The sequence below is a fragment of the Ruegeria sp. HKCCA0235A genome, assembly GCF_013033235.1.
Classification (GTDB): domain Bacteria; phylum Pseudomonadota; class Alphaproteobacteria; order Rhodobacterales; family Rhodobacteraceae; genus Ruegeria.
Genome location: NZ_WQDQ01000009.1, coordinates 175509 through 196788, shown reverse-complemented (window position 1 = coordinate 196788; position 21280 = coordinate 175509). Strand labels below are relative to the sequence as shown.

The 21280-nt window shown below is 56.9% G+C and carries 15 protein-coding genes and 1 tRNA gene; 4 read left to right on the top strand and 12 right to left on the bottom strand.

The window, feature by feature from the left end; genetic code table 11:
* Positions 1 to 35 precede the first annotated feature (35 nt).
* The 7 genes from queG to GOW56_RS16335 form a co-directional block, all read right to left on the bottom strand.
* Complete coding sequence (gene queG / locus GOW56_RS16365) at positions 36 to 1073, bottom strand: tRNA epoxyqueuosine(34) reductase QueG (protein WP_171206527.1); 1038 nt, start codon at positions 1071 to 1073, stop codon at positions 36 to 38.
* Between the two features lie 75 nt (positions 1074 to 1148).
* Positions 1149 to 1814 (bottom strand): glutathione S-transferase family protein, encoded by a 666-nt coding sequence (locus tag GOW56_RS16360; RefSeq protein ID WP_152459944.1) that lies wholly within the window; start codon positions 1812 to 1814, stop codon positions 1149 to 1151.
* 58 nt (positions 1815 to 1872) lie between these two features.
* On the bottom strand, positions 1873 to 2607 hold the full coding sequence (mtgA, locus tag GOW56_RS16355; RefSeq protein ID WP_171206526.1) for a monofunctional biosynthetic peptidoglycan transglycosylase: 735 nt from the start codon (positions 2605 to 2607) through the stop codon (positions 1873 to 1875).
* A gap of 39 nt (positions 2608 to 2646) precedes the next feature.
* A complete protein-coding gene (locus GOW56_RS16350) occupies positions 2647 to 3561 on the bottom strand; it encodes a Hint domain-containing protein (RefSeq protein ID WP_171116607.1) in 915 nt (304 codons plus the stop codon).
* A gap of 180 nt (positions 3562 to 3741) precedes the next feature.
* The gene (gene gltB / locus GOW56_RS16345) at positions 3742 to 8274 is read right to left on the bottom strand and encodes a glutamate synthase large subunit (protein ID WP_171206525.1); all 4533 of its coding nucleotides are present in this window, start codon (positions 8272 to 8274) and stop codon (positions 3742 to 3744) included.
* Positions 8271 to 8708 (bottom strand): GFA family protein, encoded by a 438-nt coding sequence (locus tag GOW56_RS16340; RefSeq protein WP_152459664.1) that lies wholly within the window; start codon positions 8706 to 8708, stop codon positions 8271 to 8273. The genes gltB and GOW56_RS16340 overlap by 4 nt, the downstream gene beginning before the upstream one ends.
* Positions 8709 to 8732: 24 nt before the next feature.
* Positions 8733 to 10166 (bottom strand): NAD(P)-dependent oxidoreductase, encoded by a 1434-nt coding sequence (locus GOW56_RS16335; RefSeq protein ID WP_171206524.1) that lies wholly within the window; start codon positions 10164 to 10166, stop codon positions 8733 to 8735.
* 230 nt (positions 10167 to 10396) lie between these two features.
* On the opposite strand from GOW56_RS16335, the gene GOW56_RS16330 reads away from it, so the two are divergent.
* Complete coding sequence (locus GOW56_RS16330) at positions 10397 to 11200, top strand: undecaprenyl-diphosphate phosphatase (protein ID WP_171171601.1); 804 nt, start codon at positions 10397 to 10399, stop codon at positions 11198 to 11200.
* On the opposite strand, the gene GOW56_RS16325 is transcribed toward GOW56_RS16330, so the two are convergent.
* Complete coding sequence (locus GOW56_RS16325; protein ID WP_171206523.1) at positions 11201 to 12184, bottom strand: complex I NDUFA9 subunit family protein; 984 nt, start codon at positions 12182 to 12184, stop codon at positions 11201 to 11203. It abuts the gene before it with no gap.
* Positions 12185 to 12385: 201 nt separating this feature from the next.
* On the opposite strand from GOW56_RS16325, the gene GOW56_RS16320 reads away from it, so the two are divergent.
* Positions 12386 to 12472 (top strand) — tRNA-Leu (locus tag GOW56_RS16320).
* 518 nt (positions 12473 to 12990) lie between these two features.
* On the opposite strand, the gene GOW56_RS16315 is transcribed toward GOW56_RS16320, so the two are convergent.
* The gene (locus GOW56_RS16315) at positions 12991 to 16134 is read right to left on the bottom strand and encodes an efflux RND transporter permease subunit (protein ID WP_171171597.1); all 3144 of its coding nucleotides are present in this window, start codon (positions 16132 to 16134) and stop codon (positions 12991 to 12993) included.
* A 12-nt stretch (positions 16135 to 16146) separates the two neighbouring features.
* Complete coding sequence (locus tag GOW56_RS16310; RefSeq protein ID WP_171206522.1) at positions 16147 to 17307, bottom strand: efflux RND transporter periplasmic adaptor subunit; 1161 nt, start codon at positions 17305 to 17307, stop codon at positions 16147 to 16149.
* A gap of 87 nt (positions 17308 to 17394) precedes the next feature.
* On the opposite strand from GOW56_RS16310, the gene GOW56_RS16305 reads away from it, so the two are divergent.
* Positions 17395 to 18036: a TetR/AcrR family transcriptional regulator gene (locus tag GOW56_RS16305; RefSeq protein WP_171171593.1), complete on the top strand. Its 642-nt coding sequence runs from the start codon at positions 17395 to 17397 to the stop codon at positions 18034 to 18036.
* Positions 18037 to 18296: 260 nt separating this feature from the next.
* Here GOW56_RS16305 and GOW56_RS16300 read toward each other — a convergent pair whose 3' ends face one another.
* Complete coding sequence (locus GOW56_RS16300) at positions 18297 to 18770, bottom strand: cupin domain-containing protein (protein ID WP_254447243.1); 474 nt, start codon at positions 18768 to 18770, stop codon at positions 18297 to 18299.
* Between the two features lie 80 nt (positions 18771 to 18850).
* On the opposite strand from GOW56_RS16300, the gene GOW56_RS16295 reads away from it, so the two are divergent.
* Positions 18851 to 19438 (top strand): TetR/AcrR family transcriptional regulator, encoded by a 588-nt coding sequence (locus GOW56_RS16295; protein ID WP_371807917.1) that lies wholly within the window; start codon positions 18851 to 18853, stop codon positions 19436 to 19438.
* A gap of 342 nt (positions 19439 to 19780) precedes the next feature.
* Here GOW56_RS16295 and GOW56_RS16290 read toward each other — a convergent pair whose 3' ends face one another.
* A complete protein-coding gene (locus GOW56_RS16290; protein WP_171206520.1) occupies positions 19781 to 21274 on the bottom strand; it encodes a heme biosynthesis protein HemY in 1494 nt (497 codons plus the stop codon).
* Positions 21275 to 21280: the final 6 nt, after the last annotated feature.

Sequence of the window (21280 nt, the reverse complement as noted above, 5' to 3'; positions counted from 1 at the left end):
GGTTATGCACGACACGTCCAGCCTGTTTGCGGCAATTATGACAGTTGTTCCACCGCCCAGCGCGCCGCCTCTGCCACGGTCTCATCCGGGTCTTCCAACAGACGCTGAGCCACTGTTTTCAGTTTCGGCTGTCCCGAGTTTCCAATGGCATACAGAACATTGCGCACGAACCGGTCCCGGCCGATTCGTTTGATCGGCGAGCCGGAAAACTTTGCACGAAAAGCGGCATCGTCCAGCGCCGCCAGTTCTTCCAAACCGGGCGCTTTCAGATCGTCCCGGGCGGCATAGCGCATATCGCTCGCTGCGACGGCAAACTTGTTCCATGGACAGGCCGCCAGACAATCGTCGCAGCCATAGATCCGATTGCCCAACTTTCCGCGCAGCTCATGGTCCACCGGGCCTTTATGCTCAATGGTCAGGTATGAAATGCACCGCCGTGCATCCAGTTGATACGGGGCCGGAAACGCATCGGTCGGGCAACTGTCCAGACAGGCGCGGCACGACCCGCAATGATCGATCTCTGAATTGTCCGCCGGTAGGTCCAGAGTAGTGAAAACAGACCCTATAAAGGCCCAATTTCCCCATTCGCGGCTTACAAGATTGGTGTGCTTACCCTGCCACCCCAGTCCGGCGGCATATCCCAGCGCCTTCTCGGGAACCGGAGCGGTATCGACGAATACCTTTACCTCACCTCCGGCTTCGGCAATCAACCATCGCGCCAAGCGCTTCAGCCGCTTCTTGACCAGATCATGATAGTCCTTGTTCTGCGCATAGACCGAAATTGCACCACGATCCGGGTGTTTCAGGATCTCCGTCGGGTCATGTTCCGGCGTATAGCTTTCAGCCAACATGACCACCGATTGCGCCTCGGGCCAAAGCGCGGCAGGATCGCCACGCCAATGCGTGCGCTCGGCCATCCATCCCATTTGCCCGTGGTACCCGGCGTCCAGATAGGCCCGTAAGCGTTTCGGCACCTGTGGAACATCCCAAGGGCGGCACACGCGACAGGCAACAAACCCCTCTGCCTGGGCTTGTTGCACCAGCTTTTCCTTAAGATCCGATCCGCTCTTCATCTGGCCAAAATATCCTCGGGGGGAATCGCGCCCTTGGCGCGATGGGGGGCAGACAGCCCCCCCTTGCGCACCCTATCAGAAATCCAGATCAGCGTAATGGGGCGGCGGTCGGAACCCCGGCACCTGATCCGCCAGAATTGACCGAAATGCCGGTCGAGACTTGATCTTGGCATACCAGTCCTTGACCACCTGGCTGCGGTTCCAGTCCACGTCCGAGATGTAGTCCAGCGAAGACAGATGCGCCGCGGCCGCGAAATCCGCCAATGTCATCTGATCCCCGGCCAACCAACGGCGGTGATCCAGCAGCCACGCCATGTAATCCAGATGGTATTTGATCGCCTTGGCACCCTGTTTGACGTTCTTGCTGTCCGGATACCCCTGTCCTGTCACCTTTTTGTTCACTCGCTCATACAACAGCTTCGATGTCACCTCGTGGTGAAACTTGTCGTCGAACCACCCGACAAGGCGTCTTACTTCAAACCTGGCTTCGGGGGTTTTCGGCATCAAAGCTGGCTCAGGGCGGGTTTCTTCGATGTATTCGCAGATCGCAGCGCTTTCCGACATGATCTGCCCGTCCAGACGCAACACGGGTACTTTTCCCGCCGGGTTGCGCCGCAGAAAATCAGGATCCTGTTCCCAGTATCGCTCTTCTACCAGCTCAACCTCGATCTTCTTCTCCGCCAGCGACAGACGGACCTTGCGACAATACGGAGAGAGGGGAACGTGAAACAGACGCGCCATGGACTTCCATTCGAACCAGTGAATACCCGACAGACTTAGCCTTGGCAGATAGCGGGTTTCAATCCTCGAAACAATCCGCGCGACCATCTGCGCGGATGGTGGCCGCCCCATCGAGGATCGAAGCCGCCCGTCTGCGGGTGCGCGCAGTCGGATCCGTGACCGACCGGTTGCGCGGGGACGGCAGGATTGCGGCAATCCGCGCCGCTTGAACCGAAGTCAGCTTTGCCGCGCTGGTGTTGAAATAGCGTTGCGCCGCAGCTTCGACCCCGAATACGCCATTTCCGGTTTCGGCGACATTCAGATACACCTCAAGAATACGCTGTTTGCTCCAGAATATTTCAACCACCGGCGTGATCGAGGTTTCCAAAGCCTTGCGCACCCAGCTGCGGCCCTGCCAGAGGAACACATTCTTCACCACCTGTTGCGTGATGGTCGAGGCACCACGATTGCCGCCATCCTCAAGCGCGTCGCGGATGGCTTCTACGTCAAAGCCCCAATGCAGGCAGAAATTTGCGTCCTCGGCTGCAACAACTGATCTTGCCATGATCGGTGCCATGTCTTCGATCGGAACCCATTCGCGTTCAACCTTTCCCAGCCGGCGCCATTCCGACCAGATGGTGTGGGTGACAGGAGGGTTCACCACCGAATAAATCAGGACCAGAGCAACCACGAGGCCCAAAACCGCCATGGCCGCTCGCGTTACCCAGCGGCGAATCTGCCGCGCCACTGGTTCCTTCTTTCTGGATGCCTTGCGTTTTTTTCCGCCGGATTTGCGGGCTGCTTTCTTCGCCATGTCTCAGCTATACGACGCAAGGTTCCGGTTTGAAACGGCCTAAATCGCGAAAGCGCGCGCCTCGCGCGGATGAACAATTGGGCGCGCGGTTTTCAGCGACATCGGATCAAGCCCGGTCAACTCGGGAAACAAGTGCAGAACTTCGCTTTGCGTTTCACGATCCGAAGCTGATAACGCGTGTCCGGGATAATAGCTTTCACTTTTTGCTCCGTTGGCGAAAACGATCTCATGCTGTTTGAACAACAGGTGGAAATATTCAACCTCACCGCCCTCGACCCGTTTCACGGTGTCATCGTTGACCAGAGTATGCGCCGGAACCAGCGCTTCGGTATGGCCGAACAGATAGGACGCCTGCCAGTCTTCGATCAGCATCCGGTGCTGCGGTGAAACCAGCAATGGGCGATCCAGACCAAACACCCCGGCATCGAAACGGATTGGGGCCAATTTGCCTTCGGCTGCGACGGTTGTACACCCGACCCAGATCAAGGGTTGTGGCCCGTGATCCACCGTGATGACCAGATCACCAGCCTTCAAACCCTCAACCGCGCGCTCACCTTCCGGTGTCGCGATCATGGTCCCTGCCGTAAAACACGGCGGTCCCAGATTTCCGACATTCAGGGGGCCTTGTGTGTTAACAAAAGTGGTCGACACCAGCGTTCCGGGCTGCAGAACCTGGCCGTCTGTGGGGGTGAAAGCCCGAGACCCATCGGCCAGGTAGAACGTGGTTCCTGTATAGGTCACGTTCCCAACGCCTGACACGTTGATCGTTACAGTATCGCCTGGCCAGGAATTTGTAACGTCTTGACCGTTGACCGTGTCACCACTGGGCGCGTCAATAAGATTGTCATCATTCGCATCAGTCAGGGTGAAATTGCTGACCGCGACGGCCGTTCCCGCTGGTGGCGGGCTTGCGGGATCAAAGGTGAAGAACTGATCGCGATATGTCGTTGGCATACTGTTGCCCCTACTCTGTCACCATTAGAAACCGAAACAGGCAATGGCTATCACTACAAGGTGAAAAAAGCATGGCGAAATTCGGAAGAACAGGCAAGAATCCCACCGAAACCTCACAAAAACTGTGGCCCCGCGTGCTGCAAATGGCACGCGGGGCCGGTTTTTTGGTGGAATTTTGGCTTACTCCGCCGGAACTGCCGTGGCTTCTTCGCTCAGCGGGTGGCTGAGTTTGTTGAGCATTTCTTTGGGACAAACCTGTAAGAAGTTGCCCTTTTCCACATCCCAATGCTGGAGAATATCCGCAGCCTTGCGGCTGTAAGTCTCCTCGGCGTGACGCGTGATCAGGGCTTTCAATTGATCCACCCAATGGTCCACGGTGACCGGGCAGGTCACAAGCGTTTCCTTGTTCATCAACGCTTCGGCCTTGCCTTCAGGATCATACAGATATGCCATGCCACCGGTCATCCCGGCACCGAAATTGGCCCCGATATCACCAAGAATCACGGCCACACCGCCGGTCATGTACTCACACCCGTTCGAGCCACATCCTTCAACCACAACTTTGGCGCCCGAGTTGCGCACGGCAAACCGTTCACCCGCGCGGCCGGCCGCAAACAGATGGCCGTCAGTTGCACCGTAGAGAACCGTGTTGCCGATGATTGTGTTGTCGTCTGCCTTCAGCGGGCTGACCTGCGGCGGGCGCACAACGATCGTGCCGCCAGACAGGCCCTTGCCAACATAGTCATTGGCATCCCCCGAAACTTCCAGCTTCAGACCCGGGGCAGCGAAAGCCCCCAGAGACTGACCGGCCGAACCCTGGAGTTTCACGTGCAGGTGGTCATCCTGGAACGTGTTCCGCATGCCGAAGTTCTGCACAATGTGGCTGGAAATACGGGTTCCGACAGTGCGGTGCGTGTTCTGGATGGCATATGACAACTGCATCTTCTCGCCGTCCTTCAGGAACCGTGCCGCATCGCGCACGATCTCGGCATCCAGCGTGTCGGGCACGGCGTTGCGGTCCTTGTCGCGATTGTACACGATGTTATGCGCACCATCGACGGTGATCAGCAGCGGGTTGAGATCCAGATCGTCCAGATGCGCCGAGCCACGGCTGACCTGAGCCAGCAGGTCGGCACGGCCGATGATCTCATCCATCGAGCGGGCACCAAGGCTGGCCAGAAGCTCGCGCACTTCCTGAGCGTAGAAGGTGATCAGGTTCACCACCTTGTCCGCGTTTCCGGTGAACTTGGCGCGCAGCGATTCATCCTGCGTGCAAACGCCGACGGGGCAGGTGTTCGACTGGCATTGACGCACCATGATACAGCCCATCGCGATCAGGGCGGCGGTGCCGATGCCGTATTCCTCGGCCCCCATCATCGCCGCCATGACGATGTCGCGCCCGGTGCGCAGGCCGCCATCGGTGCGCAGAGTCACCCGGTCGCGCAGGTTGTTCATCGCCAGAACCTGATGCGCCTCGGTCAGGCCCATCTCCCATGGCAGACCGGCATATTTGATGCTGGTCGCGGGTGAGGCACCCGTACCGCCATTGTGACCCGAAATCAGGATAATATCCGCTTTCGCCTTGGCCACACCGGCAGCAATCGTGCCAACGCCCGAAGACGCCACCAGTTTCACCGTCACCTTGCAGCGCGGGTTGATCTGTTTCAGGTCATAGATCAGCTGCGCCAGATCCTCGATCGAGTAGATGTCATGATGCGGCGGCGGAGAAATCAGCGTAACGCCCTTGGTCGAGTGCCGCAGACGCGCGATCAGGTCGGTGACCTTCATGCCCGGCAGCTGGCCGCCCTCGCCCGGTTTCGCACCTTGGGCAACCTTGATTTCCAGCTCTTCGCACTGGTTCAGGTATTCGGCGGTCACACCGAACCGGCCCGAGGCCACCTGCTTGATCTTGGCCGAGGGGTTGTCGCCATTCGGCTCCGGCACGAAGTGTGCAGGATCTTCACCACCTTCACCCGAGTCGGATTTCGCTCCGATCCGGTTCATGGCCACGTTCAGCGTCTTGTGCGCCTCGGGGCTGAGCGCGCCCAGTGACATGCCCGGCGTGACGAAACGCTTGCGGATCGAGGTGATCGATTCCACCTCTTCGATCGGTACCGGTTTGCCCAATGGTTTGAAATCCATCAGGTCGCGCAGATGGATCGGCGGGTTCGATTGCATCTTGGCAGAATACTGTTTCCACAGCTCATAGGACGCCTTGTTGCACGCCATCTGCATCATATGCATCGAGGTCGCTTCCCACGCGTGGGTTTCACCCGATTGCCGCGCCTTGTAGAAACCACCGATCGGCAAGACGTCCAGACCACTGTTCCAGCCCTTGGCGTGGATTTCTTCGGCCTTTGCCTGAATACCGGTGACGCCGATGCCGGAAATACGGCTGGTCATACCCGGGAAGTACTCGGCGACCATCGCGCGGCTCAGGCCTACAGCCTCGAAATTCAGACCTCCACGATAAGACGAGATCACCGAAATTCCCATCTTGGCCATGATTTTCAACAGGCCCTGGTCGATGGCTTCGCGGTAGCGCGCAACATTTTCGGTCAGGGTGCCGTCCAGCAGCCCACGATCGATGCGATCGGCCAGCGAATCTTCGGCCAGATAGGCGTTCACAACGGTCGCGCCACAGCCGATCAGAACCGCAAAGTAATGCGGATCGACACATTCAGCCGAGCGTACGTTCAAGGAACAGAACGTCCGCAGGCCCTGACGGGTCAGGTGTGAGTGCACTGCGCTGGTGGCAAGGATCATCGGCATCGCCACACGATCTTCACCCGAGTTCATGTCGGTCAGCACCAGATGCCCTGCGCCAGACCGGACAGCCTCTTCAGCTTCGGCTCTGACACGGGCCAAAGCCGCGCTCAGCGCACCTTGACCGGGCTCAAAGCTGCAATCGATCTCGGCCAGCGGAGCATTGAGGTTCCCAACCAGTTCATCCCATTGCGCGTTTCCAACAAAGGGGCTTTCCAGAACGATGATCTCGGTCTGGCTGCTGTCCTCATCCAGCACGTTCTTCAGGTTCCCGAACCGGGTTTTCAAGGACATGACGCGGTATTCGCGCAAACTGTCGATCGGCGGGTTGGTGACCTGAGAGAAATTCTGCCGGAAGAAATGGCTGAGCGGGCGGTATTGCTTGGACAGAACCGCCGAGGGCGTATCGTCACCCATGGACGCCAGCGCTTCTTTGCCATCTTCAGCCATAGGCGCAAGAATCTGCTCCAGCTCTTCGACTGAATAGCCTGCCGCGATCTGGCGTTTGCGCAGATCTTCGCCCGAGAATATCGGCTTTTCGGTCACACCTGCCAGCGCCTCGTCCAGATCGTTGATCTTGCCGACCCACTCGCCAAACGGCAATGCGCTCGCCAGCTTGTTCTTGATCTGGGTGTCGCGATACAGCTTGCCTTTTTTCATGTCGACAGCCAGCATCTGACCGGGGCCCAGCGCGCCTTTTTCGGTCACTGTGGACTCATCAATCGGCACCATGCCGGCCTCGGATCCCGCAATGACAAGACCATCGCCAGTCACGACGTAACGCATCGGACGCAGGCCGTTGCGGTCCAGTCCAGCACAGACCCAGCGGCCATCCGTCATGGCCAGCGCGGCGGGGCCGTCCCACGGCTCCATCACCGAGTTGCAGTAGGAATACATGTCGCGCCACGCCTGCGGCAGTTCCACCGCCTGCTTGGACCAGCTTTCCGGAACCAGCATGGTTTTCGCCATCGGGGCCGAGCGGCCCGCACGCACCAGAACCTCAAAAACAGAGTCCAATGCTGCCGAATCCGACGATCCTCCGGCGATGATCGGCTTGATATCCTCGGCATAATCCCCAAACGTCGAGGACGCCATGCGGATCTCGTGGCTTTTCATCCAGTTGATGTTGCCTTTCAGCGTGTTGATCTCGCCGTTATGCGCCAACATGCGGAAGGGCTGCGCCAGCCACCATTGCGGGAAGGTGTTGGTGGAATAGCGCTGGTGGTAGATTGCGAAGGCGGATTCAAACCGTTCGTCCATCAGGTCGGGATAGAAGACGGCAACCTGCTCGGCCAGCATCATGCCCTTGTAGATGATCGAACGGCAGGACAGCGACGCCAGGTACAGCCCGGAAATACCCGCTGCCGAGGCGGCCTTTTCAATACGGCGACGAATGACATAGAGCTCGCGCTCGAAGGTCTCTTCGTCCACTCCTTTGGAATTCGAGATCAGGATCTGCTCGATCTCGGGCCGGGTGGCGTTGGCTTTTTCACCCAGACAGGTGACATCGACCGGCACGTGACGCCAGCCATAGATGTAATAGCCCATGCGCAGAACTTCGCTTTCCACGATGGTCCGGCACTGTTCCTGTGCGCCAAAGTCGGTGCGCGGCAGGAAAACCTGACCAACAGCGATCAGTTCGTCCAACTTGGGCTCGTGGCCTGTGCGCCTGATCTGATCGTAGAAAAACGAGACCGGAATCTGCACGTGAATGCCCGCGCCATCACCGGTCTTGCCGTCGGCATCAACCGCGCCGCGGTGCCAGATCGCCTTGAGCGCGTCGATACCGGCGTCCACAACCTTGCGCGACGCTTTCCCATCCACGGACACAACGAGACCCACACCGCAGGAAGAATGCTCTTCTTCCTCGGAATAGAGACCATTTTCAGCCATCCATTTGCGCTTGGCTTTTTCGGCCCGCACCCAATCGGCATCATATTTGGTCATTGGCTGTCTCCTTCGTCAGAGGGGGCGTACATGGCTTCGACCTCGGCTTTGGTCATCTGCCGGCGTTCGCCTGCGAACGCGTAGCCCTGGGGCTTTTTGTCGATGTAAAGTTCAAGTTTCAGTGGGTTGCCTGCGGCGTTGTCAAACAGACCTGCCGCCATTTGCGTCTGGCCGTGCATCTCGCCCGGGAGCGTGATCCGATACCAAAGCGCCGAGCCGCAATCGGCGCAAAAGGCGCGCTCGGCCCAGTCAGAGGAAGTGAAGGTTTTGACCGGTCCAAGCGCGGCATAGCCTTCTTCGGCCTGAAACGTCACCAGCATGGAACTGGTCCAGCGCCGGCACTGGTCGCAATGGCAGGCCCCCAGCGCATCCCGCGCCGGAGTTGCCGTCACCGTAACCGCGCCACACATGCATTGGCCTTGCAATTCAGGCATTTCGAAGCCTCCTGATCGCCGGGATTATTCGGCCGCAACGGCAGATTTGGCATTGAAGCGTTCGATGATCGCATCAGCGCAGTCACGACCGTCCCGGATCGCCCAGACCACCAGCGAGGCACCGCGCACGATGTCACCGATTGCATAGACTCCGTCCATTTCGGTCTCGCCGGTTTGGAACGCCGCCTTGATCGTACCCCAGCGGGTGACCGGCAGATCAGGTTGTCCGAACAGCGTCGGCAGGTCTTCAGGTTCGAATCCAAGCGCCTTGATTACAAGATCGGCGTCTTCGACATAGTCCGCGCCTTCGATCACTTCGGGGGCCTGACGACCGGATGCGTCTGGCTGTCCCAGGCGCATCTTCTGAACGATGACACCATTGACCGTGTCTTCACCCGTGAACCCCTTGGGCGCGCTGAGCCATTCGAAGATCACGCCTTCTTCCTCGGCATTCTGCGTTTCACGCTGTGACCCCGGCATGTTGGCCCGGTCCCGGCGATACAGACATTTGACAGAAGTCGCGCCCTGACGGATCGAAGTGCGCACGCAATCCATCGCAGTGTCACCGCCGCCAATCACGACGACTTTTTTGCCGTCGGCGTTCAAGCGACCGTTGTCGAATTCTTCGACCTGGTCGCCAAAGCTTTTCCGGTTCGAGGCTGTCAGGAAGTCGATCGCCTTTTCGATCCCGGCCAGACCGCTGCCCGGCATTGCCAGGTCGCGCGACTTGTAGACACCGGTCGCAATGATAACGGCATCATGCCTGGCCCGGATTTCTTCGAACTTGGCCGCATCCACGTCGCAATTCAGAACAAACTCGACCCCACCATCAGCCAACAGGTCATTGCGGCGCTGAACAACGTCTTTTTCCAGTTTGAACCCCGGAATGCCATACATCAGCAGGCCACCGGCCCGGTCATAGCGGTCGTATACCGTGACCTGGATACCAGCCTGGCGCAGCATATCCGCAGCGGCCAATCCACCGGGGCCAGCACCAATGATACCCACGCTTTCAGCGCGTTCGGCCGATGGAGCAACCGGCTGGACCCAGCCTTTTTCCCATGCGGTATCCGTTATGTATTTCTCGATCGAACCAATCGTGACCGTTCCATGGCCCGACTGTTCGATCACGCAGTTGCCCTCGCACAGGCGGTCCTGCGGACAGATGCGCCCGCAGATCTCAGGGAAGGTATTGGTGGCCTGACTTACCTGATAGGCTTCTTCCAGGCGCCCGGTCGCAGTCAGGCGCAACCAGTCGGGAATATTGTTGTGCAACGGGCAATGCGACTGGCAGTACGGAACACCACATTGGCTGCACCGACTCGCCTGCTCGGCTGCTTTTTCAGCGGCGAACTCGGAATAGATCTCGTCAAAGTCGTCCTTGCGGTCATTGGCAGCACGCTTTTCCGGCATGACGCGGTCGATCTGCACAAATTTCAGCATCGGTTGCTTGGCCACGGGTCAGACTCCATGAATTGGCTAGGTTCCGTTTCTTTACGGGATGCGCTTTTGGATGAAAAGTCAATTATGCTGACCTAAATTGAAAAAATGCAGCGCGCCTTTAAGAAAAGTAGAAAATAATTGGAAATTTTAGATCCGATTCGGACCTATATGCGCGCTTTCCTTTTTTCCATCGCCCTTATACCCATAACCCACAAAGAACACGTGGCAGCAGCACGGCAGGGCAGATGAGTTTGTTTCACCTGATTCTCGTAGCAATCATTCAGGGAATCACTGAGTTTTTGCCCATTTCCTCATCTGGTCACCTGATCCTGCTGCCCAACCTGTCGGGGTTGCAGGACCAGGGTCAAGCCATTGATGTCGCGGTGCATGTGGGAACCCTGGGCGCCGTGGTGCTGTATTTCCGGTCAGATGTAAAACAGGCCCTTGCCGGATTACCGCGCGCATTGACCGGACGGGCGGATACACCGCAGGCCCGGCTTGCTCTGGGCCTGATCGTTGCAACTGTTCCTACCGTGATCGCGGGCCTCATTCTGCATGTCACCGGGTTGAGTCAGGCCATGCGTTCGATCACGGTCATCGGATGGACAATGCTGGGATTCGGTCTGCTGTTGTATTGGGTGGATCAGAAGGCTCCTGAAACCAAAGAGGCCGAAAATTGGGGAATACGCGACGCGCTCATCATGGGTCTGTGGCAGGTTCTTGCCCTGATCCCAGGCACGTCCCGTTCCGGGATAACCATAACCGGCGCGCGGCAATTGGGATATACCCGTGAAGACGGCGCGCGGATCGCGATGTTGATGTCGATCCCGACAATCCTGGCGTCGGGCACACTGCTGGCATTGGATGCCGTGCGCGGGGCCGATATGCAACTGGCCCGGGATGGGGCCATTGCGGCGCTGTTTGCCTTTCTTTCGGCCCTGCTGGCGCTCAGCCTGATGATGCGGCTTCTGCGCAGCGTCAGCTTCACACCCTACGTCATCTACCGCGTCATTCTAGGCGTGATACTTTTGATCATGGCCTACAGCTGATCAGATACGCAGGTTTTTGGCCGAGTTCTGAATGTCGTCATACTGACCCGAGGGGCGGAATTTCCACAGGTATTCCGGCAGTACCGATTCCAGCGTGGTCGGCACGATACCAAGGTCTGTAAAAGACTTTGCGCCCTCGGCGACAACATTGTCGTGACGCAGGTTCTTAAGCTGATCGCGCGTCAGAATGTTGTTGGGGAACAGCTGGAAGCTGACAAATTTAACGATATCCAGCACACCCGCCATAATCCGCGCGGCAAAGAACGGCAGGCCGATGATGACGCGGCGACGGTGAATCACTTCAAGCATCTGCTGCATCAAGGCACGAAAGGTCTTAACCTCGGGGCCGCCAAGCTCGTAAACACCCGGCTCTGCCTGCCCCAGAACGCCTTTGACGGCAGCCTGCGCCACATCGTCTACGTAAACCGGCTGGAATTTTGTCTCGGCCCCGACCAAAGGCAGGAACGGTCCCATGCGGGTCATTCCGGCGAAACGGTTGAAGAACTGGTCTTCGGTGCCAAAGATCACCGAAGGACGCAGGATCACGGCATCTGGCATATGTTTCAACACGCCCGCTTCACCATGTGCTTTGGTCCGGGAATACGCGCTGGCTGAATTCGCATCCGCACCGATGGCCGAGATATGAACCATCCGCTTGATGCCCTGCTCGGCCGCCAAACGCGCGATGCGTTCAGCTCCTTCGGCCTGCACGGTATCAAACCCGTTCTTGCCAAGCTCGTTCAGCACACCCACGCAGTTCACAACCGCATCGGCGCTCTGCATCGCCAGCGCCACCGAGGCATCATCCCGGATATTGCACAGCACCGGTTCGACCTGACCCACGGCACCATAGGGTTTGACGAACATGGCCTCGTTCGGGCGACGTACAGCCACCCGGACACGCCACCCCTCTTTCGCCATGCGCCGCGCGATGTAGCGACCGACAAATCCCGATCCGCCAAAAATCGTCACCAGTTTCGACATGAGAGGGCTCCTGCTGAGAAATTGCGCCCTAGAACTAGCGCCCGCAGGCCAGTCAAACAAGGCGCTAATTCGCCGCGACGGCGTTGAAAACCATGCGTGGAAAACACCGGCCGGGAACCGAATTCAAAAAACTTAAAAAAATCTCACCGAATCTGGTTGACGCCCCCCGCGACTAGGCTTAAACGCCCCTCCACGACACCTGCCCAGGTGGCGGAATTGGTAGACGCGCTAGCTTCAGGTGCTAGTGTCCGTATGGACGTGGAGGTTCGAGTCCTCTCCTGGGCACCATATCTCCCCGCAAGATGTTGAAACACAAAAGTTTTCTTTGCGGGCATCAAAATATCCCCTGATTTATCTCCCGATTTCTCGCTGATAGACCTGTAGGTATTGGTTGGTATCGCGCAGCTTCCAAGCTTCGACAGATTCGTCCGCTGACTGCAGCTGAGTTGTTAGGTTTTGTTATGGTTGTTCCGCCCGTTCCTATGGTCCTAATGATCAAAGCCAAGGCTGCGCAATCTACAACGAGACGGATAGCCCAAATCGATTATGAGTCGTATCCTCCGCACAACCGGCGCAAGCGGGTCATTGACGAAAAAAATATCGCAAAGCAGTCGTGCATCTCATTCGAGCAAATTTCCGATCCGAGCTCAAAGTAATCAGGTGCTGCAGTCCGCGCTAACGACGTCAACGCGCAGAAGCCAGACATTGCAAAACCCGGCGTGCGATCCACAGCAGAACTTGATTCTTACTTCGAACAAAGACGGCTTTGAACCACACCAACTCACAAGGAGAATTGGGCTCAATTCTCATTCTGCCACAAGCGCGACGACGGCTTCACGTGGTTCGGAATGGCGGTTATTGGCCGGACGTTGTTTGTTGAATGTTCTACGATACACCAAAGCGAACACGGGAGAGGTGAAGTAGAAAGATACAACGGTTGACAACAAAACGCCGCCTGCGATTGCTACGGCGAATGGTGGCCAAAATGCACCTCCACCCAAGATCAGGGGTAGGAAGCCACCAAAGGTCGTGACCGTTGTCGAAATAATGTGACGGCTGGAACCAGTCACAACGCGAGCCATGGCTGAGTGATCTCCCTGGCTGGCCTCTCGGTCTTGTTGTAACCCGGTCAAAATAATGATCGCCGCGTTGATCGAAACCCCTATTGAGCCGATGACCCCGATGATTGCCGTTATTCCGAACGGGAACTGCATGACTGCCAGCGACAGCAGTGAAAGGCCTGCAGACAACACGCACACGACCAAGGTCACAAGGGTCAGCCGGAACGAGTTGAAGGTCAGAACGATCGTCGCGATGGAGAGTGTGACGATCAACCCGACAGAGGCGAGCAAATTTCCCACGGTATTGGATCGGGCATCACTGTCGCCGCCTAAGGACATCGAATAGCCTTGCGGCAACACAAACCCGGACGCATCAAGCGCTTCCAATATGTCCTGCAAAGCCTCTTCGGGTAAAACACCAGGTACGATAAACGCCTGTATGGTGTTTTCTCGCACGCCATCCGTTCGAGTTATGACGCTTTCTGCAGGTTCGATTATGGGTCTGGCTAGTTCTGACAACGGCACAGCAGGGAAAATTCCTGTCGCGGATATTTCGGCAGCGTTCGGTAGTAGAATGGGCATACTGACAATCGCGCTTAGATCTGATCGCACCTCGTCACCCAAACGAACGCGCACCGGCAACTGCTCAGTCCCTTCGATCAGTGATCCACCGGTTATGCCAACAAGCGCCGTGTCCAGCTGACCCGCTATATCCGCCACGTCCAGCCCCAGCAAACGGGCTTTGACCTCATCAATCTCGAACCGGATTTGAGGGTTGCCGCCGTTCACACTGGCACGCGCCTGCGTCACCAGATCGAGATTGGCCATTACTGAACGCACCTCGTCGCCCAGATTACGTAATACCGAGATGTCCTGCCCCTGAATTTTGACTTCAACCGGTGCGGCGACCGGAGGACCCTGAACAAGATTGCGCACGATGATCTGCGCGTCAGGAAAGTCGATATCCAGACGGCTCTGCAACGCTCCGACAAGGCGGGCCGCATCGTCGGCCGTGTTGGTCGTGATCATGGCCTGTGCAAAACCGGGCTCGCGCGAACGGTTGCCAACGATGTTGTAGTAGAATGCCGGGCCGGACTCTCCGACGGTCCAGTAGACACTTTTGACGCCGTCGTCAGCCAGCAGCATTTCATCGATCTGGCGGGCGGTTGCTTCGGTGGTGGCAATTGACGTTCCACCCGGCATATCGGCTTCGATATAGAATTGGTTGCGGTCGACGCCCGGGAAGAATTGCGCGGTCAGCGTTGGAAAGGCCGCAAAGCCAAGCACGGGCAAGATCAATGCCAACACGATGGATCGCACCGGATTAGCGACTGACAATCGAATTGAGGCCTCGAACATTCGGGCAAGCGGCGGGATGCTGATGCCGCGGCTCAGCATTCCTGCGTCGGGGCGGTCCGACAGTAGCCAGCCCGCAATCGCCGGGGTCACCGTCAAGGCCACAACAAGGGACCAGACAAGCATAAGCACCACGGCGATAGCGATGGCACCGACAAAGTCGCCTGCGGGTCCCGGCAGCAAGATCATCGGCGTGAAGGCAAGCGCCGTTGTCACGGTCGATGCCAGCAGTGGCGCGGCCAACCTGCGAACAGCATCCCGTACGGCTGCTAGCCGATCCATCCCATCCTGCAGACGACGTCGAATTTCATCGGTCATGACGATGGCTGCGTCAACGAGCAGACCAAGGGCAACAATCAGGCCCGTCACGGACATCTGATGAATTGGCAATCCAATCATGTTCATCGTCGCCAGAGTTGCCAATGAGACAACCGGCAATACCAAAGCCACAATCCCAGCTGCCCGAACACCCAACGTAACAAACAAAACTGCCACGACCAGTGCCACGCCAATGGCCATGTTGATCCCAACCTCTGACAAACGATCCGTCGTGTACTCGCTTTGATCAAACAGCAGTATTTCCTGCATGCCCAAAGGTACCGATGCGGCGCCGGCCTCAAGCTCATCCCGAAGAAAGCCCGTCCAACGGTCGATCTGTACCCCGTCCTGCGCCAGAACTCCTATCAAAACCGAGGGCTTTCCGTTGGCAAACGCGATTGAGGGCTGCGGTTTGCGCGCGCCCCGGTCTACGCTGGCAATATCTCCGAGCTGCACCACGGCACCGTCTGCATTTTCTCGCAGGACGATGCTTCGAATGCGGTCCAAAGTCTCAATTTCTCCGCTTATGCCTATTGTCAGGTCGACATCGGACTGCAACCGCCCGGATTGAACCTTCCCATCTGCTTCTGCAATCCGCTGGGAGATCTCGGCAGCGCTGAGCCCAAGCGCAGCGGCCTTGTCCATATCGACATTGACGAGCACTTCTTCTTCCGGCTGACCGAAATAGTCCACGGCTCGCGTAGAGGGTATCGCGCGCAGCCTGTCACCCAGAGCTTCGGCATGCCGCGACAGCAAAGTTAACGGGAAGTCCGGATCCTCGGCCGCAACGGCAATGACAGCAGAATAGGCAGAAATACCCTCGGCATCGAATTCCGGCGGCAACACTCCACTCGGAAAGTTCTGTCGAGCATCTTCAACGGCATCCCGAGCTTCGGCCCAAACCTGCTCAATGGTTGCTTCATCCAGCGTCTCCAGCAACTCTACCGAAACGACCGATACGCCCGACCGGGATACAGAGCTGATTTCATCCACCTCGGCAATTTTCCGAAGCTCTTCTTCGATTTCTGCGGTAACCAACGCTTCGACCCGTTCAGGGTCTGCACCCGGGAACTGCGTCGTCACAGTTGCGAAGAGGTTGGTAATCGTTGGGTCTTCCTGCCGTCCCAGCGACAGGAACGAAGACAGACCTGCAGATACAAGCACCAAAATGATGAGGGCAACCAGCCGGGGGTGGCGAAAGGTAAGGGTTTCCATCAGATCGCTCCGTTACTCGCCAGTGTCGAAGGCGACACGCTGACCAGCGGTTACGCGCTGCGGCCCCTGATCGATCAGGACGGTGCCTTCCGGAAACGTGCCACGCACAAAGACACGGTCATCTTCAGCATGCAGAACTTCGACCGTCGCCAGGCGCACAGTCTTTTGCGCGTCGGCAACGAGCAATGTCCATTGCCCACGCGTACCTTCTTTCAAGGATGTCGTGGGCACCCAGATTCCCGCACTCTGTACGGGATCAATTATATGCACACGAGCGGTCTGCCCGAAGGCAACGTCCGGCGCGTTCCTCAGATCGAAAAGTGCGGTTCTGGTGCGGGTTACCGGATCAATGTCGGGCCGCAAGGTTGCAAGGTTAGTCCGATAGCTTTGACCAGCGATCTCGATTTCAACATCTGTCAGAAGCGCCGGGTCAACGTCGAGTGGGATACCAATTCGAACCTGCGGCGCCACGACCTCGACCATACCCAGAACCAGTTCGCCCGAGCGCAGAGTTTCACCGCCGTCCACGTGTCGCGCGGTTATTTGACCAGAAAACGGAGCCTCAATGCTGGATTTCTCGATCCGAACGGTTACGTCCCGCAGCGCTGCATCCAGTTCCCCAATTCTAGACAACAATTCATCTTGTCGGGAAACTGCCTCATCTAAGCGAGCTTGACTGGTAAAGCCTTGTTCGATGAGTTTCGCGTTTCGCTCGACCGTTTTCTCGGCAAATGAAAGCTGGGCTGCAATGGCATCACGAGATGCCGTCAGTCGGTCGCGTTCAACTTCCAACAGAGCTACATCCAACGTTGCGAGAAGTTGGCCCTTAGCAACCTCGTCACCCTCATCCACCAGAATTTGATCAAGCGTCCCATTCAATTCGAAAGAGATATCTGCCGAACGCTGAGGCTCGACCTGACCGATGAACACACGGTCGACTGTGTAGGCGCTTTCGGACGTGATTGGTGTGGCGGAGACCGGGGTTACAGCAGCGGCATCTGGCGCCGGTACAGCATCTGCTCTGCGCGTCAGCTCCGATGCACCGAAGTAAACTGCGGCCGCTGCAACACCTATGAAGCTAACGGTCACCCCGACACGCACGGTACCGCGTAAAACACGCAAAAAGAGGCTCGGCTTGGTCTCTTCAGTAAAGTATTTCGCGGGACTTGGCATTTGCGGACCTCATCAAGTTAGCATCTCTAACATATGTTAGAAGTTCTCACTTTGACAAGGGATACGTGATCTGGCACATGTTGGATCATGACCAGCATAGAAAAAAGTCACTCAACAATCAGCCAGGCGACAGGTCAATCGGTGAGCAAGAAAGCCTATCATCACGGCGATCTCCGCGCTGCACTGATCGAAGCAACCCGACAGTTGGTTGAAGAAAAAGGTCCGGACAGTTTTTCCGTTTCCGAGGCCTGTAGAAGGGCTGGCGTATCAACCGCGGCACCTTACAAGCACTTCAAAGACAAGACAGAAATGTTGGTCGCCACTGTCCTTGAAGGAATGGATCGGCACCGAGACAAAATGCTTGCCGCACTGGAAGGCGTTCCTGAAGGATCTCCCGAGCGCATTACTGCCATCGGGATGGAGTATGTTGCCTTCGCATTAAATGAGCCCGGGATCTTCAGACTGAAATTTGGCGGCTTCACAGATCGCATCGCGGATCCCCGGCTGGAGGAAGGTGGCCAGCAAAGTTTCGGGATTCTTTTGACTGAGGTAGCAAAGTGTCTCGGTGAACCGGGAATCACAGACGAAGTTCGCCGCCGTGGTTTTTTGTTGTGGAGTTTCGTGCACGGGCTGTCCTTCATTCTGCATGACAAAGGGCTTGCTGAGAAAGGCGAAGATTTCGATCTTCATACCCTTCTTGAGGACGTTTCGGAAAGAATGCTGAATTGAGCGTTCTCACGCCAAAACGAACTTGACCAAGCGCAGATAGCAGACAATCTAAGCCGCTATCACGCCTACGCGTAAACGATTGCTCTGGTTCACATAGAAGACATTTTTGGACAGCGCAGCGAATGTCCGCTATCCACAATCGCAAGGTCTCATCGTGAATGCCGGCTTGGGATTGAGCTAGTGTTACCAGATAGGGTCTATAGCAGAGTTTTCAGTCCAATACTTCCGTTTCTCAACCTGGAATTATATAGGCGCGTTTGTTAGCTGGGAATTTCTGCAGGCACCAAGATCGTCATTCCTGCTCGGTCTGCTACGGCCATGATTGCCGGAATGTCTGGCGGTCCATCTGGCGCCGGAATGTCTGTTGTACCGTCAGGCATTGCTTCACCAGCTTCAGTAAAGAAAGTGTCATGCATCGCGCCAGGGGCGTTTATGCAAAGTAGCCGGCCAGGCCGTTCCCCAGTACAGGTAAAGGCGTGCACTGCGCCGTCCGGAACTTTGACGAAGTCACCACTTTTTGCGCTGATTGTCTCACCATTCACAAAGAACTCGAATTCTCCATCAAGCACATAGAAGCTTTCGTCTTCGCCAGCATGATGATTGGGTGGCGCACCGGCACCCGGCGCCGTCTTTATCTCAACGATTGTGCAACGATCTCCGGTCTCACTGGGAAAGGCGTGAAAGGTTAGAAGGTTTCCTAGAAGATGATAAATTCGCGGACGAGGTTCAGCCATTACTTCAACTCCCTTTACTTGAAACACACTGCCCTTATGATACATATATCTACTAATGAGACAAGTGTATCACAAAAGGCTTGATATTGGCGTCGCGTACAAATCAAATTAATCGAACACGAGAAGCACTTCTTTCAGCTGCACGTGACTTGATGTCGGAAGGCAAAGAAGTCACGCTGGCAAAAGTCGCTGAGCGTGCCAAAACCAGTCGTGCGACGGTCTATCGTTACTTTTCTGATCCAAGTGTCTTGGCTTTGGATGCGACGCTCGATCTTGAAGTTACTCCAACTTCAGAACTTCTCGAGGGGCTGAATAACGTCAGGAGCCGCGTACACGCCGTTGCGCGCTACTATCTGGATTTTTCCCGGGTTCATGAGGCGCACTTCCGGCAGTTTCTTGCTGAATCACTCAAGGCATCACTTGAAGATGGAACTGTCAAAATGCGTGGCGCCAGAAGAGTGGCGGCTTTTTCGGAAGCACTTGCACCAGTTCAGCCATTAATGAAGCCGAAGGAAATCGACGACCTGGCAAAGCGATTGTCCATGACGACGGGCATGGAACAACTTATTATTCTGGAAGACATTTTGCGAGTGGACGAAGCAACCGGTTACCAACTTCAGGAAGGGTTGGTCGACGCTCTGTTGGATCGGTACTTACCAAAAAACTGAGGCAGAATTCAGATGCCGACTTCATCCCAAAACTGCTGGAAAATAGACACCAGTTAAACGTCCGCTTTGCATTGACTGTGTACTTCGCGACGAAGAACGCGAACGGCCGTTTTGACCGCATCTCGGACGTTAACTGCGCCTTTTTTTGAACGGCTGCTTTGCGGAGGAAGCGGCCAACACAGCCTGTAAGTGCAACAGGCCGCCAACGCGTCGACAAGCCGCTGAGAGAGGCAAAAAAGCACGACCCTTCGGACCGCTGGCGTCCGGTTTGGCTTCACCAAAAAGCGCGGCGTCGCATCAATCTCAATGAGTGTAAGCAGGCAAAAACAGACGTTGCAGGGCTCAGGCCTGCTTTTGAACCTCGGCTTCGTCTGCCACCTCTGCCGACTTTGGTGTCACTTCGACCACATCATCCTCGTCCGCGGGCTCCATGACTTCAGGCTCTTCGGATTGATCTTCGAGCGCACCAACGATCAAAGGCAACATATGTACGCCGGTCGCGCTTGCGATTTCGGGTGTTTGTGGTGTCTGCCAGCTGAGCGTGTCGAAGCTGCCGCAGTTCTGGCAGACCGGTCCCCATTCAGGTTGGATATCATGGCAATTGGTGCACACCCATTGCGGACCACGCGGCGCATTCAGCGCCTTGGCCAACCAGCCTTGCACAACCGCGTCCGAGGCCCCCTCACCCCGTTCGATAGCGGCCATCAACGTATAGGCGCGCGCATCACCCTGCGTTTCGACCACATCGCCCAGCGCACGGCGGGCTTCGGGGAAGTCCTCGGCCACGATGTTCAGTTCGGCCAGTATCAGACGCGTCTCCATGTTCTCGGGGTGAATCCGGGTCAGCGCGGTGAACCGCTTGATCCGTTGGTCGGGGGTTTCATCCGGCACGATGTCGGCAAAGGCATGGGCCAGATCCGGATGCGGCTGAGCCTCCCATGCTTTTTTCAGAATCTTGGTCGCGGCCCGCGGTTTGCCTTTGGCGATATACGCGCGGGCCGCCATGGCAGCGGCTGGCACCAGATCAGGCGACAGGCGATTGGCTTCAATCGCGCGCTCCTGCTGTTCGACCGTCGCACCTTCGTCCAGAATTCCCTTGGCTTCGGACAAGGCCAAAACCGCATCACGCCGTTTGAAGAAATCGCGCGGCAAATACCCGGCTTTCAGCTTGGCCGTCAGGGTCGAACGGGCACCGGCCCAATCCTGCGCCTTGGTTTGCAGGTTCAGCAGCACGTCCTGCGTTTCTTCATGACGTGGTTTGATCGCCAGGGCCTTCTCGGCCAGTTTGCGGGCCGTTTCATCATCACCTTCGGCCAGCTTCTGCTTCATGATCCCGCGCACGCCGACGAAACGGGTGGCGCTGTTGGTCACCAGTTTTTTATAAGTATCCGATGCCTTTTTCGTATCCCCGGTCATCTCGGCGGCCTGTGCCACCAGCAGGTCGGTAAGCTCGGGCTTGTTCAGCAGTTTCTCGGCCTTGCTGGCTTTGGTCATTGCCACGCGCCCTTCGCCCGAGGCCAGCGCCAACAAACCATCAGCCAGCGCCTGGTATCCCTTTTGCTGGCGATTGCGGTCAAAATACCGAGACAGCGCCGTTTCGTCACCGTTCAGGAATTTCAGCGTTGCGATCAGCAGGCTGAGCAACTTGAAAAACAGCCAGACCGCAAAAACCAACACAGCCAGCGCGATCACTGACTGAAGCGGCCCGAGCGTGAATTCCGTGCCCGCGACGGTGATCTGAACCCCGCCACTGGTTTGCATCAGGAAGTGACCGCCCAACGCCAGCAGACCGATAATCGCAACAAAAACGAGGATCTTAAACAGTGACCACAGCATGGCAGG

What these genes read in the sequence shown, in the direction of transcription:
- GOW56_RS16290 (WP_171206520.1), bottom strand. Translation starts at nt 21,274, where the DNA reads ATGCTGTGGTCACTGTTTAAGATCCTCGTTTTTGTTGCGATTATCGGT.
- GOW56_RS16325 (WP_171206523.1), bottom strand. Translation starts at nt 12,184, where the DNA reads ATGTCGAAACTGGTGACGATTTTTGGCGGATCGGGATTTGTCGGTCGC.
- GOW56_RS16305 (WP_171171593.1), top strand. Translation starts at nt 17,395, where the DNA reads ATGACCAGCATAGAAAAAAGTCACTCAACAATCAGCCAGGCGACAGGT.
- GOW56_RS16310 (WP_171206522.1), bottom strand. Translation starts at nt 17,307, where the DNA reads ATGCCAAGTCCCGCGAAATACTTTACTGAAGAGACCAAGCCGAGCCTC.
- queG (WP_171206527.1), bottom strand. Translation starts at nt 1,073, where the DNA reads ATGAAGAGCGGATCGGATCTTAAGGAAAAGCTGGTGCAACAAGCCCAG.
- GOW56_RS16330 (WP_171171601.1), top strand. Translation starts at nt 10,397, where the DNA reads ATGAGTTTGTTTCACCTGATTCTCGTAGCAATCATTCAGGGAATCACT.
- GOW56_RS16360 (WP_152459944.1), bottom strand. Translation starts at nt 1,814, where the DNA reads ATGGCGCGTCTGTTTCACGTTCCCCTCTCTCCGTATTGTCGCAAGGTC.
- GOW56_RS16350 (WP_171116607.1), bottom strand. Translation starts at nt 3,561, where the DNA reads ATGCCAACGACATATCGCGATCAGTTCTTCACCTTTGATCCCGCAAGC.
- GOW56_RS16300 (WP_254447243.1), bottom strand. Translation starts at nt 18,770, where the DNA reads ATGGCTGAACCTCGTCCGCGAATTTATCATCTTCTAGGAAACCTTCTA.
- mtgA (WP_171206526.1), bottom strand. Translation starts at nt 2,607, where the DNA reads ATGGCGAAGAAAGCAGCCCGCAAATCCGGCGGAAAAAAACGCAAGGCA.
- gltB (WP_171206525.1), bottom strand. Translation starts at nt 8,274, where the DNA reads ATGACCAAATATGATGCCGATTGGGTGCGGGCCGAAAAAGCCAAGCGC.
- GOW56_RS16315 (WP_171171597.1), bottom strand. Translation starts at nt 16,134, where the DNA reads ATGGAAACCCTTACCTTTCGCCACCCCCGGCTGGTTGCCCTCATCATT.
- GOW56_RS16340 (WP_152459664.1), bottom strand. Translation starts at nt 8,708, where the DNA reads ATGCCTGAATTGCAAGGCCAATGCATGTGTGGCGCGGTTACGGTGACG.